Annotated in this window: 13 protein-coding genes; 4 read left to right on the top strand and 9 right to left on the bottom strand. The window is 42.6% G+C overall.

Annotated features, from left to right (window positions below):
• Positions 1 to 151: 151 nt before the first annotated feature.
• The gene (locus LDO73_RS09480) at positions 152 to 484 is read right to left on the bottom strand and encodes an HI1450 family dsDNA-mimic protein (protein ID WP_154603729.1); all 333 of its coding nucleotides are present in this window, start codon (positions 482 to 484) and stop codon (positions 152 to 154) included.
• Between the two features lie 58 nt (positions 485 to 542).
• A complete protein-coding gene (gene cls, locus LDO73_RS09475) occupies positions 543 to 2,003 on the bottom strand; it encodes a cardiolipin synthase (protein WP_036956524.1) in 1,461 nt (486 codons plus the stop codon).
• A gap of 281 nt (positions 2,004 to 2,284) precedes the next feature.
• On the opposite strand from cls, the gene LDO73_RS09470 reads away from it, so the two are divergent.
• The gene (locus LDO73_RS09470) at positions 2,285 to 2,458 is read left to right on the top strand and encodes a YciY family protein (protein WP_132496008.1); all 174 of its coding nucleotides are present in this window, start codon (positions 2,285 to 2,287) and stop codon (positions 2,456 to 2,458) included.
• A 125-nt stretch (positions 2,459 to 2,583) separates the two neighbouring features.
• Entirely contained in the window at positions 2,584 to 3,321 is a 738-nt protein-coding gene (locus LDO73_RS09465; RefSeq protein ID WP_224057670.1) for a TonB family protein, read from the top strand.
• A 63-nt stretch (positions 3,322 to 3,384) separates the two neighbouring features.
• Here LDO73_RS09465 and yciA read toward each other — a convergent pair whose 3' ends face one another.
• Positions 3,385 to 3,810 carry an acyl-CoA thioester hydrolase YciA gene (gene yciA, locus LDO73_RS09460; RefSeq protein ID WP_006658727.1) on the bottom strand — a complete coding sequence of 142 codons (426 nt, stop codon included), beginning with the start codon at positions 3,808 to 3,810 and terminating at the stop codon, positions 3,385 to 3,387.
• A 189-nt stretch (positions 3,811 to 3,999) separates the two neighbouring features.
• Positions 4,000 to 4,560: a septation protein A gene (locus LDO73_RS09455; RefSeq protein WP_154603731.1), complete on the bottom strand. Its 561-nt coding sequence runs from the start codon at positions 4,558 to 4,560 to the stop codon at positions 4,000 to 4,002.
• A gap of 267 nt (positions 4,561 to 4,827) precedes the next feature.
• On the opposite strand from LDO73_RS09455, the gene LDO73_RS09450 reads away from it, so the two are divergent.
• The gene (locus LDO73_RS09450) at positions 4,828 to 6,582 is read left to right on the top strand and encodes a SulP family inorganic anion transporter (RefSeq protein WP_224057669.1); all 1,755 of its coding nucleotides are present in this window, start codon (positions 4,828 to 4,830) and stop codon (positions 6,580 to 6,582) included.
• Positions 6,583 to 6,668: 86 nt separating this feature from the next.
• Here LDO73_RS09450 and LDO73_RS09445 read toward each other — a convergent pair whose 3' ends face one another.
• The gene (locus LDO73_RS09445) at positions 6,669 to 7,424 is read right to left on the bottom strand and encodes a YciC family protein (protein ID WP_224057668.1); all 756 of its coding nucleotides are present in this window, start codon (positions 7,422 to 7,424) and stop codon (positions 6,669 to 6,671) included.
• A gap of 406 nt (positions 7,425 to 7,830) precedes the next feature.
• On the opposite strand from LDO73_RS09445, the gene ompW reads away from it, so the two are divergent.
• Positions 7,831 to 8,478, top strand: coding sequence for an outer membrane protein OmpW (gene ompW, locus LDO73_RS09440; protein ID WP_224057667.1), 648 nt, complete (start codon positions 7,831 to 7,833; stop codon positions 8,476 to 8,478).
• 397 nt (positions 8,479 to 8,875) lie between these two features.
• Here ompW and trpA read toward each other — a convergent pair whose 3' ends face one another.
• From trpA to trpD, 4 genes are read right to left on the bottom strand one after another with little or no spacing between them, the layout of a single operon-like run.
• Positions 8,876 to 9,682, bottom strand: a complete 807-nt coding sequence (gene trpA, locus LDO73_RS09435) for a tryptophan synthase subunit alpha (RefSeq protein WP_224057666.1) — start codon at positions 9,680 to 9,682, stop codon at positions 8,876 to 8,878.
• Complete coding sequence (gene trpB, locus LDO73_RS09430) at positions 9,682 to 10,872, bottom strand: tryptophan synthase subunit beta (protein ID WP_224057665.1); 1,191 nt, start codon at positions 10,870 to 10,872, stop codon at positions 9,682 to 9,684. The genes trpA and trpB overlap by 1 nt, the downstream gene beginning before the upstream one ends.
• Positions 10,873 to 10,926: 54 nt before the next feature.
• Positions 10,927 to 12,303 (bottom strand): bifunctional indole-3-glycerol-phosphate synthase TrpC/phosphoribosylanthranilate isomerase TrpF, encoded by a 1,377-nt coding sequence (trpCF, locus tag LDO73_RS09425; RefSeq protein WP_224057664.1) that lies wholly within the window; start codon positions 12,301 to 12,303, stop codon positions 10,927 to 10,929.
• A 1-nt stretch (position 12,304) separates the two neighbouring features.
• Positions 12,305 to 13,306 (bottom strand): anthranilate phosphoribosyltransferase, encoded by a 1,002-nt coding sequence (trpD, locus tag LDO73_RS09420; protein ID WP_224057663.1) that lies wholly within the window; start codon positions 13,304 to 13,306, stop codon positions 12,305 to 12,307.

Raw genomic sequence — 13,306 nt, 5'->3', positions numbered from 1 at the left:
GTTTGAATATGGCTCGTTTGGGTTGTAAAATTAACGAGGAAAATCAATTTATTGATTTTCGCCTGATAACACAAAGAGGGAAAAACCACGCTTTTATCCCTCTTTGTCATCAACCGCATGGGGGAATATTTCCCCCAGCCTTTATTTCTGCTTACTGCTTCCATTCGATATGTTGGAAAGGGTGCTTAGGGTTACGGCTGATAAGAATTCGTGCAAAGATATCGTCAATCTCATCCTCTGGGCTTTTAGCAAGCCCGATCACCACTTCGCTCATTTGCGCTAAAGGTAATCCTTGGGTGGCGAGAATATGCCAATCTTGGCTGAAAGGCACGATTTCAGCCGCGCCACACTCTTCGAACTGTAACGCGAAAATAACTTGGTCGGCAGGCTCTAAGTTCTCCATCGCGCCTTCAAGGAAAAGGTCATAGGCAATTTCAATGATTTCATCTTCATCGATTAGGTTAATACTTGGGTTCTGGCTCATGACGTTTCCTAACAGTTAAGCAATGGTGATTATAGTTATTTGATCACAGCTATTATGATCAAAGTAATGGGCTAAAGAAATAGCACAGACGCTCAATCACACGGTTCCAGAACGGGCGTTGTTCCCATTCTTCAATATCTAAGCGTGTGGAGCGAGCCATATAATCATACTGAACCAGCGTTAGATCGCTACCAAAACTTTTATCGTCAATCACGACTGTGATTTCAAAGTTTAGCCATAAACTGCGCATATCTAAGTTCACTGAACCGACTAAGCTTAATTCCCCATCAACACAGACACTCTTGGTGTGCAGCAACCCATCTTCAAACTGATAGATTTTCACGCCAGCTTCCAGTAATTCCGTGTAAAAAGAGCGGCTTGCCCAACGAACCAAGAACGAGTCATTATGGCGTGGCATGATGATACTGACATCAACACCGCGCATCGCTGCGGTACAAATTGCATGCAGTAAATCATCACTGGGTACAAAGTACGGTGTGGTCATGATCAGCTGCTTACGGGCAGAGAACATCGCCGTCATCAATGATTGCTGGATAAGTTCTTCAGGGAAACCAGGGCCTGAGGCAATCATTTGGGTGGTGTGTCCATTATCTTGCTCGAACGGCATGATATTGCTATCTGGTGGTGGCGGTAAAATACGCTGGCCTGTTTCCATCTCCCAGTCAAAGGCGTAAACAATCCCTAATGTGGTGCTCACTGGGCCTTCCATACGGACTAAAATATCTACCCATTCACCGACACCCGCATCTTGTTTAAAGTAGCGAGGATCCACCATGTTCATACTGCCGGTGTAGGAGATATAGTTATCAATGACAACGATTTTACGATGCTGACGTAAATCCATACGGCGCAGGAAAAAACGCATAAGGTTGACTTTAAGGGATTCGACAAACTCAATCCCTGCGGCACGCATTTTATCGGGATAATCACTGCGGAAAAAATGCCAGCTTCCCGCGGAGTCCACCATAATGCGGCATTTAACACCACGTTTTGCCGCATTGAGAAGGGCTTCGGTGACCTCATCGACAAGCCCACCTGGCTGCCAAATATAGAACACCATTTCGATAGAGTTCTTGGCATTATTAATATCATTGGCAATGGCTTTTAGTGAGTCTTCGCTGGTGGTCAGTAATTGAATACGGTTGCCTTTGACGCCTGCAATACCTTGGCGTTTCTCACACAGTTGGAATAATGGCTCCGCAACGGGGCTGTTATCATTAGCAAAAATGTGTTTGGAGAGGCGTAGATTTTCCAGCCAAGTGGCAACCGATGGCCACATTTGATGGGCTTTATCGATACGACGTCGACCTAAATGGAGTTCACCAAATGCGGCATACGCGATGATCCCTACCAGAGGCAGGATATAAATGATCAGTAACCATGTCATTGCTGAGGTGACGGGGCGACGTGTGACGAGGATACGAACAGTAACCCCAGCCACAATTAACCAATATAGGAAAAACAGTAACCAACTCATTAAGGTGTAGACGGTTGCCATAATGGATAACAAGCCTCACTGACAAAGAGAAAAAGAGTCGAAAAAAGAAAATATGTCTTATTAAATATAGACTAAGAATAAACATACCAGAATTTAGTAAAAGTTCTGAATAAAAACTGAGTTAAATAGATAAAAGTGCAATTAATGATAAATTAATTGGTTCAATCTCATTTTTTGCGTGATGATTTTGTTTTTTCCTTGATAACTTCTTCTTGGTTCTCACCAGCAAAGGCATATAATATTTCGCTGTTACGAACATACACCTGATAAGGATTAAAAAAATGAGACGCAGTAGGCAAGAAGTGGGTCGCTGGAGAATGCTAAGACAAGTCGTTCGCCGCCGTCGCCGTTGGTTAGAACGACACTCTCGCCGCAATATGCACATTTATTCGCTCCGCAAAATGGATATCTATAAACGTCGTCACTCCCTGCTATTTACACAGTGGATTGAGTAAGGGTATTCACGTTTATACTCACATTTTTAACTTTGTTCGCTAAACCTTATTGAATATGATTGCTATTTGCATTTAAACTATTAGCCATATTCAATAAGTAAAACGGTGTAGGGTAAAAATTGCATATGCGTGGTATCAGACTGTTAGTGATCATTGCTGTTTCATTATCAATTCATGCGGGCTTGGCAATGGCATGGATTTTTAATCAACCGAAATTTCCTCAACCTGAGGAGCCAATCTCGATAGCAATGCTTTCTTTTGCTGAACCAGCAGCCACTCCACCGGCTGAAACACAGGCAGAGCCAGAGCCTGTGGTTGAGCCTGAACCTATCATTGAACCCGAGCCTATTGTCGAACCGGCGATAGTCTTACCGCAGAAAAAACCAGAAGTAAAAAAGAAACCAGAACCGAAGAAAGAACCTAAAAAAGAGCCGAAAAAAGTTCAAGAACCAGTTAAACCTGTTGAAAAACAACTGGCGATGAACAAAACGCCATCCACAAATACAGAGACTACGCCAAAAGAAGTCACAAACACGCGCGGAACTGATACTAACGTCAAAAATAATGCAACAGCATCTAACCAATCCACCGGTCAACGTGGTCCAAAAGCATTAAGTAAACAATCGCCTGAATACCCAGACCGCGCTCGTCGCCTAGGAAAAAATGGTTATGTGAAAGTACGCTATGACATCGATGAAGATGGGCGAGTGCAGAACATTGAGTTTGTTGAAGCTTCACCTAAAGGGATGTTTGAGCGTGATGTGAAGCGTGCAATGAACCGTTGGAAATATGAAAAGCTGCCAGCGAAAGGCTATACCACTGAAATTTACTTCAAAGTGGATGGCACAGTAAGCCAAGCTTAAATGCTAGGAAATATCGAGATCAAAAAAGGGCGCTTATGAAGCGCCCTTACTGTATCTGAATGATTAAGCTTGAGGCTGTGAACTTTCTAATTCGAAGTGTTGCTTATCTTCAGGTAATGCGCGAGGCGTATTGTCATCATTGACCGCCACATAAGTAAATACTGCGTCAGTAGCTTGATAACGCTGACCTACAGGGTGGGTTGCCACTTTTTTCACCCACACTTCAATATTGATAGTGACGGAACTTTTCCCTGTTTTTAAGCAGCGTGCATAACAACAAACAACATCACCAACAGCAACTGGTTTTTGAAATTTAATGCCATTGACTGCCACTGTTACTACGCGACCCAGAGCAATTTCTTTTGCTAAGATCGCGCCGCCAATATCCATTTGAGACATTAGCCAGCCACCAAAAATATCGCCATTCGCGTTGGTATCTGAAGGCATTGCCAAAGTACGTAAAACGAGTTCACCGTTAGGTAATTGCATATCAAACTCTTTATTAAAAGGAATTAAACACTATGATTTTGTTGCTCATTTATAGCAAACAAACATAAGTATAGTAAACTGCTAGAGTACATCCAGTCACAGATAATTGTAACAAATCACTGTGATAGGCATAAAAAAGCTGCGAAAGTGCGCAGCTTATTTATCATCATAATATTTCGAAGAAATAAATTACTCTTCTGGCTTTTCTGCCTGAGGTTCTTTAGTCATGTGTTTGAAAATATACACCACACTAAGGATCGTAAAAATTAAGGTGCCAGCCGTCAATCCGAATACTTTAAAGTTGACCCAAACACTTTCAGCCATCCAATAAGCCACGTAAATATTAATAACAGCACAAGCAATAAAGAAAATACCCCAAGCGGTATTTAATTTTAACCAGTAGCTATCCGCTAATTTAATTTCTTGGTTACTACCCAGCATTCTTTGAATGAGTGGTTTTTCTGTAAACCATTGGCTCGCAAACAGAGCAATACCAAAAAGAGCATAAATAATGGTGACTTTCCATTTGATAAAGTCAGCGCTGTGGAATAACACCGTTAACCCTGCAAATACCATCACAATTGCGCAGGTAATTTTTGCCACTCTTTCCACTTTTTTATAAATAAAGTAAGTGACCAATAAGGAAATTGGGGTAGTTATCAGTAATGATTGGCTAGCAACATAAATGTCGTATTGCTTATAAAAGAGAAAAAAGATAACCAAAGGAATAAAATCAATAAGTTGTTTCATAACAGTGGATTCAGATCCTTAACGTGAACATAGTCAGCTTAAATATAGTCAATTCAAACAGAGTCAACTTAAACAGAGTGGCGTAGTTTAACTGATTTTGCGCAGATTGTTAAAAGTTTGCTCTCTTTTACCAAGAATTAAGCCTGTAAAACAATCAAATTTGCACTATTTTACCCTTATTTGACTTAGTCCTAGATAAACTTTAATAGTTCGGATATAAATAGTCTACATAAGAAATTAACTGATTAATTTTTAGAGATTTTTTCCATGATAAAGGCGCGATTATTTAATTTGATGCCCGGTTTACAAACCTTTAGCCAATATCAATTGGCGAACTTGGGACCGGATGTGAAAGCGGGGCTGTCGGTAGCCGCCGTGGCGCTGCCTGTGGCTATTGCTTATGCTGAACTCATGGGGATCAATGCCATTGTCGGGCTATATGCCTGTATTTTACCGATGCTGATGTATGCATTGTTTGGCACCTCTAAACAATTAATCATTGGACCGGATGCGGCAACCTGTGCGGTGATCGCCGCTGCCGTTGCGCCCTTGGCGATGGGAGATGAAAACACCCGTTGGCAATTAATTATTGTGATGAGCTTAATGACGGGAATATGGTGCCTGATTGCGGCGCGCTTTCGTCTGGGGATGTTTGCGGATTTTTTATCAGGGCCGATTTTACAAGGGTTACTAAATGGGGTCGCACTGACCATTATTGTTAGTCAGCTAGGTAAAATTTTTGGTATTGATTCACTTCCTTCAGGGTTTATCGAGCGTTTAGTGGCATTACCTCTTGCGCTAACTGAAACTCATATACCTACATTAACGGTGGCAGTATTAACGCTCACCGTGACGATGGTTATCAAACGGGTACGCAGTAAGTGGCCATCACTGTTAATTGCGATGGTCTTGGCAACCAGCGCCAGCATTGTTTTCAATCTTGAGCAATATGGCATTAGCACCGTCGGTAATCTTGGTAATGGATTACCCTCGATAGCGGCTCCAGATTTCAACCCTGGCTTATTGCGGGATTTGGTGACGCCATCCTTAAACTTGGCAGTAATCAGCTTTGTGAGCTTTATGATGACAGCGCGAAGCTTTGCCAGTAAAAATGGGTATACCGTGGATGCTGACCAAGAGCTACGGGCCTTAGGCATGGCGAATATCGCATCTGCGTTGTCTCAAGGATTTGCGGTGAGTGCGGCCAGTAGCCGAACTGCTGTAAACGACATGATGGGCGGTAAAACGCAGATGGTATCGGTTATTGCTGCGCTCACTATTTTGGTGGTATTGCTGTTTTCAATGGATTTGCTGGGTTATATTCCGATGCCTGCATTAGGTATGGTGCTGGTGGTCTCGACGTTCTCACTGATTAGTTTTCGTAGCATTTATGCCATGCGTAAACGTAATCGACAAGCCTTTTTCTTATGCGTTTTTACTTTATGCGCGGTGTTGGTGGTTGGCTTGATCAGCGGCGTGGGTTTTGCCGTGTTGTTAGGTCTGCTGCAATTTTTGCGGGTGATATTCCGCCCAACAGATCAGTTATTGGGCGTTGACGAACAGGGCATGTTGCACTCAATGAACCCGGATAATGATATTCAGGCGGTTGAAGGCGTGCTGATTTATCGTTTTAACTCACCACTGACCTATTTCAATGTGAATTATTTTAAAGATCGTTTAAATAAGCACATAGATAGCCAGCGTAAACGTCCGGCGTGGGTCATTGTCGATGCGGCGGTCAGCTTTACCCATAACGACGTAAGCGTATTCTCTGCACTTAACGAACTCGTGACGTCATTAAAAGCGAAAGGGGTAACGCTGGTGCTAGCAGGGCGACGAACATCCCTAAACCGTTGGTTATCACAAAATAAAATTAGTCGTTCTGATGATGATTTATTGGTGGTGCCAGATATCTATTTCGCCATCCGCTTGATCCAGAGTAAGCAGCATATTCAGCAAAAAAGTGTTGAAGAACGCAAGGAGAGCGAGGAAGGAACCGTTGATAGTAAGTTGTCAGAGTAATGGTATCGATAGGATGAAAAACAAAAGGGCGTCACTTCATACTTCAAAATATGGACGCCCTTTTTGATGACAAAACTTGTTTATATTTATGCGTTTTTGCTGCTCAGCATGTACAAACGGAAAAAGTAAATTAAGGCAAAAGCGGCAATCATGTTGTTGATCAGGAATGAAATCCCATTGACCACAATATGATTCAGTTGCAGGCTACTTAACAGCATACTCACTAACATTTGCGTTGCCATCCAAATTAAAATCATTGGAGCCGCGATACGCCAATTGGCAAACGCCAGCTTCCAGCTTCTGCCCATGGCATTAAATGGATTTACTTTTTCATTCATTAAAATAGCAGGGGCAAGAGAAAAGCCAATCGCCAAAATCAGGCCAGGAAGTACCATCAGGGTGATACCCAGCTGAATTAATAACGAACAGATAATCAGCAACAGGAACATCGCAGGGGCTTTAGGTAATGATGAAACCAATGCTTGAGTCCCGTTCACGGCTTCACCGCGAGATAAGTTGGCGATATAAGAGAGCACACCGCACATCAGCACCAAACTTCCCAATGCTACGGATAAAATCAAGCCCACAGACACACGCAGAATGCTGTTTTTCTCGTCTTCAGGTAAGTTCAGTACCCAATTCTGTAACCCGGCATTACCCGCTTCAAGTAGCTGGTTCTGCGCTTCAAGTAACACGCCAATCATCCGTTCATTAGGAATTAACATTGCGTAGACAATCACGCTGATTGCGGTGGCGATTAACACAATGGTGAAGAGGCCATTCAACTGGTTTTTAAAAAAGTTGATGCTATCACGAAAGAGTGAGTTGGCCGAAATGGACATGTAACTGCTCCTATCTACAAACGGAATAAAAATTTGACGGTGATTGTAACTGAGTATCGGACGTATAGGTAGAGAAAGATAAGAAAAGTCTGGGAGTTAGCCTAAATAGGTGTGCTACTCAATAAATGAGTGTATCACTATTAATAAAGAATAATCTTAAAGGTGTATTTTAAATATATATTTAAATGGTGGTTTAATTAGCCATTAATATAAAATCATTTCTTATTTTAATAGTTATTTCATCAAAATTGATTCAAATCAAAATAGAAAAAATTAGTAATGGAATAATAAACTCAGCTTTATTACGAAATATATAAATTAGCAAAAGATGTGATCTTGATTTGAATATTAAATTTAAGAATAGGCTATATTTTGCTAAATAATAAACATAGGAATGGGATTGACAATGAAAAAACTCACTGCGCTTGTATTGGCTGCTGCAACTTTAGCTCCAGCGGCTTCATTTGCTCATGAAGCTGGCGACTTTTTATTCCGTGCAGGTACGGCAACGGTAAGACCAAATGTTGGTGGCGATGACGTTAAATTAGGCGATGCAAATTTAGGTCATTTTGATGCAAATAATAATACCCAATTAGGTTTAACTTTCGGTTATATGATCACCGATAATATTGGTGTGGAATTATTAGCAGCGACTCCTTTTGAGCATAAAGTTGGTACAGGCCCAACAGGAAATATCGCAACAGTTAAACACTTACCACCAACTCTGATGGCTCAATATTACTTCGGTGGCAAAGAAGATAAACTGCGTCCTTATTTAGGTGCAGGTCTGAACTATACCTTCTTCTTTGATGAGAAATTTAATAGCACTGGTAAAGAAGCAGGTCTGTCTGACCTAGACCTGTCAAGCTCTTGGGGCTTTGCAGCGCAAGCAGGTATGGACTACATGCTTGATGAAAACTGGATGTTAAACGCCTCTGTTTGGTGGATGAATATTGACACTGACGTTAAATTCAAAGCTGGTGAAGACCGTGTTAAAGTTGATACTCGTTTAGACCCATTTGTATTTATGTTTGGCGTGGGTTACCGCTTCTAATTTTTTAAGGACTTAAGCAAGTTTATTCTTGCTAGCTAATGGATTAGAAAGCAGTAAAGAAATCCGGGAATATATTCCCGGATTTTTCGTTTTTAGAGAATAAAGAATATAATGAGCAGAGAACTCAATGTTAAATTATGTATATTTTATTTAACATTGAGTTTACAATTTCAAAAAAGACCAATAATTAGAGTGAAAATTTAATTCTATAATTAAATACCAAGATAGATATTTAAACTAAATTAGTCTGAATGACGTTACCTAATATATTTTAAATATTATCCGTGAAGTGGAAATTTGACAGAAACAATTGAATACGTTAATGGCTATTTGAAATAAAAAAGCCATCAAAATATGGATGGCTTTCTGACACAATGAAGAAAATAAATTAAGGTAACTATTTTTGTGTGGCGGCTTTCATATTTGCTACAAACTCCGTTAATTTACTGAGCATCTCTTGTGGACGTTGCAGATTATTTTCAATGATTTTTACCACAGCGGAACCCGATATTGCCCCCGCAGCACCATTACGAATTGCTTCAGTCACTTGAGCTGGCTCTGAAATACCAAATCCTTGAAGTGCAGGTGCTGCGCCATATTGGGTTAATTTGCTCACTAAATGGGTTAATGGCATTTGCGCTCGCTGCTCTGTGCCAGTGACACCCGCTCGAGAGAGTAAATAAGTATAACCTTGGCTATGTTCTCCAATCTCTTTTAGCAGTGCGTCATCCCCATTAGGTGGGCAAATAAAGATAGGGGCGATACCGTGGGCGATGGCTGATTCACGAAATGGCTTTGATTCACGCATTGGCACATCGGCAACTAAAACGGAATCTACGCCAGCCTGTTGGCAACGCTGATAAAAATGGTCGATCCCATTGGTGAAAACTAAGTTAGCGTACACCAATAAGCCTATCGGCATATCAGGGTGTTTGGCTCGAATACGCGCTAATAACTCGAAGCATAACGTCGGTGTAATATCGCTTTTAAAGGCACGCAAATTGGCATTTTGAATTGTCGGACCATCCGCTAAAGGGTCAGAGAAGGGGATGCCAATCTCTAAGGCATCCGCACCACCTGCAATTAATGCATCGACAATTTTTAAAGAAAGCTCAGCATCAGGGTCACCTAACGTGACAAAGGGAACAAAAGCACCTTGGTTTTGTTGGTTTAAACGCTGAAAAAGTTGAGTATAACGCGTCATTAGATTTCCCCTTTGCTAGTCAAAATATCATGTACTGTAAAAATGTCTTTATCACCACGACCGGATAAATTGACAATTAACAACTGCTCTTTATTTGGATTTTGCTCTGCCATTTTGAGAGCGTAAGCCAATGCATGAGATGACTCTAATGCAGGAATAATCCCTTCTTTGCGTGATAGCAATTTAAAGACGTTTAGCGCCTCATCATCGGTAATCGAAACATATTCAGCACGACCAATACTGTTTAAGTGTGCATGTTGAGGTCCCACAGAGGGGAAATCTAACCCTGCGGAAATGGAGTAAGACTCTTCAATCTGCCCTTCAGAGGTTTGCATCATTGGGGATTTCATGCCGAAATAAATTCCAACACGGCCATGTTTTAACGGTGCTCCGTGTTGCCCAGACTCAATACCGAGACCTGCAGGCTCAACACCAATTAACCCGACGCTTTCTTCAGGAATAAATGAAGCGAACATACCGATAGCATTGGAACCGCCACCGATGCAGGCGATCACCGCATCAGGTAAACGACCCTCTCTTTCTAAGATTTGCTGTTTTGCTTCATCGCCGATCATGCGTTGAAATTCACGCACAATAGTCGGATATGGGTGAGGGCCCGCCGCAGTCCCTAATAAATAGTGCGCGGTTTCATAACTGCCAGACCAGTCTCTTAGTGCTTCGTTACAAGCATCTTTTAAGGTTGCAGAGCCGCTATGTACAGGGATCACTTCTGCGCCCATTAGCTTCATACGAAACACGTTTGGCGATTGACGCTCAACGTCTTTTGCACCCATGTAGATGCGGCACTTCATATTTAATAAGGCGCAAGCTAGGGCAGTAGCAACACCGTGCTGACCCGCTCCGGTTTCAGCGATAATTTCATTTTTACCCATCCGTTTGGCGAGCAATGCTTGCCCCAACACCTGGTTGGTTTTGTGTGCGCCACCGTGGAGTAAATCTTCGCGCTTTAAATAAAGCTTAGTTTTAGTACCCGCCGTCAGGTTGCGGCACAGGGTTAATGCAGTTGGACGCCCCGCATAGTTTTTAAGTAGGTCATGGAATTCCGTTAGGAACGCCGGATCATTTTGTGCGTCAATAAAGGCATCTTCTAGCTGGTTCAATGCTGGGATCAAAATTTCTGGGACATATTGCCCACCAAACTCACCGAAATAGGGGTCTAATTTGCTCATTATTTATTATCCATTTTAAGTTTATATGTTCAGTATGATTGATATGGCTTTGTGCTAAATCGCCATACGGGCTGATTTCAATGCATCAAAGACTTGGTTTAATTTTTGTTCGGATTTAATACCCGGTTCGACTTCAATGCCAGAGTTAAAATCAAGCCCATTGCAGACGAGTTGGGCGGCTTGTTGGCAGTTTTCAGGGCTAAGTCCGCCAGCCACCATCAGTTTGTGGCCACTATTTGTTGGTATTGATGACCAATCAAAGGTTTTTCCTGTACCGCCAGCACCGTTATCTAATAGCAGCAAATCAATTAACGCAGGGTCATAATCGGCGATTTGGCTATCAGCCATATTCAGCGCTTTCCAAATATGGCAGTGTGCTGGCAACATTTCACGTAATTGTGCCATGTAAGTATTATCTTCATCACCGTGTAGCTGAACCGCATGCAACGCCAATTGTTGGGCAATATGCGCTACAAAATCTACGGATTGATTACGGAAAACTCCCACAAATTTAAGCGGCGCAGCATGAATAATTTGCCTTGCCTGTGACAGTGTCACTTTACGAGGAGATTTTTCAGCAAAAATCAGTCCACCAAAATTGGCTCCTGCGGTAAATGCGGCTTTAGCATCGTGCTCACGGGTTAATCCACACACTTTATGCTCACCAATCAGCAGGTTACGCAGTGCTTGAGGTAAGTCCGCTTGCTCCATCAGGGCGCTACCAATTAAGAAGCCGTTAGCTACATCCGCAAGGCTTTGAATATGTTGATGTTGAAGAATGCCTGACTCGCTGATGACCACGGTTCCTGCCGGTAAACGCGGAGCAAGCTGACGCGTACGATTTAAATCGATGGACATATCACGCAGGTCGCGGTTGTTGATCCCAACCACTTTGGCTTTCAATGTTATGGCACGTTCCAGCTCTTCGTCGTTGCTCACCTCAGTGAGTACGCCCATGTTCAGTTGGTGTGCAACATCGGCAAGGGTAAGATATTGTTCATCATTTAATACGGACAGCATGAGTAAAATGGCATCCGCTTGGTAATAGCGAGCAAGGTAAATCTGATAAGGGTCAACGATAAAATCTTTGCACAGAACAGGCTGTTTCACGGTGTTGCTGACGATGGTCAGATAATCCATTTTGCCTTGGAAATATTTTTCATCAGTCAAAACTGAAATCGCAGAAGCATAAGGGGCATACAAGCCTGCAATCACCGCAGGATCGAAATCTTCACGGATAAGCCCCTTCGATGGAGAGGCTTTTTTGCACTCTAAAATAAACACTGGGCGCTTAGCTTGTAGAGCTGAGTAGAAATTTCGTTGCGCAGGTTGCACTTTTGATTGAAAACTTGCCAGTGGTTGACGCTGTTTGCGCTCCACTAAATAGGCAAATTTATCATCCACAATCTTTTGTAATACAGTGCCTTTCATCTTAGTGCTCCCTTGCAGCTAGTGCCAGAACGCGGCCAAATGCTTTGCCGCTACGAATAATACTGAGTGCGTGCTCGCTGTTTTCTTTTAAATCTTCGTAACCATTAATGCGTAATAACATGGCGACATTTGCGGCGACAGCCGCCTCATGAGCCGCTTGACCATGACCTTGTAATAATTGTGTCAGTAGAAAACGGTTTTCATCTGGGGTACCGCCTTCCAAATCTTTCAGTTGATAAGGTGCTAAGCCAAAATCTTCAGCCGTTAGAGTATATTGTTGAACTTCCCCATTTTTTAATTCGGCAACATGGGTTGGTGCATGAAGTGAAACTTCATCCATCCCTCCACTATGTACCACAGCCGCGCGGGTAAACCCAAGCATTTGCATGGTTTTTGCGACCGGTTCAACCAATGAATCTTGATACACGCCCACTAAGGCTAACGGTGGGCGCGCTGGGTTAATTAATGGGCCCAGTACATTAAATAAAGTACGGGTTTTTAATTGGCTACGTACAGGCGCGGCATGGCGGAATCCACTGTGATATTGCGGGGCAAATAAGAAACATAAGCCTAATTCGTCTAATGCATCACGGGCACTTTGAGCGCTTAAATCTAAGGCAATGCCAAAGGCGGCGAGCAGATCCGATGAACCTGAGCGACTGGAAACGCTGCGATTGCCGTGTTTCGCGACTTTGATCCCGCATTCTGCCGCGACAAACGCGCTGGCGGTCGAAATATTAATACTGTTCGCACCGTCTCCTCCTGTGCCGACAATATCACTGAATTGATAGTCAGGGCGTGGGAAAGGTTGGGCATTTTCTAAGCATGCTAGTGCAGCACCTGCAATTTCTTGTGGTTGTTCGCCACGCATTTTCATGCTGATTAAGACGGCGGCTAGTTGGGGCTCTGTGAGTTCACCTTGAATAATGGCGTTAAATAAATATTGGCTCTCTTGCTGAGTTAACGCTTGCGCCTTAAATAATTTATCGTAAATGTTTTGCAT

It is taken from the genome of Providencia alcalifaciens (genome assembly GCF_915403165.1).
Taxonomy (GTDB): domain Bacteria; phylum Pseudomonadota; class Gammaproteobacteria; order Enterobacterales; family Enterobacteriaceae; genus Providencia; species Providencia alcalifaciens_C.
This window is presented reverse-complemented; position numbering and strand designations above follow the sequence as displayed.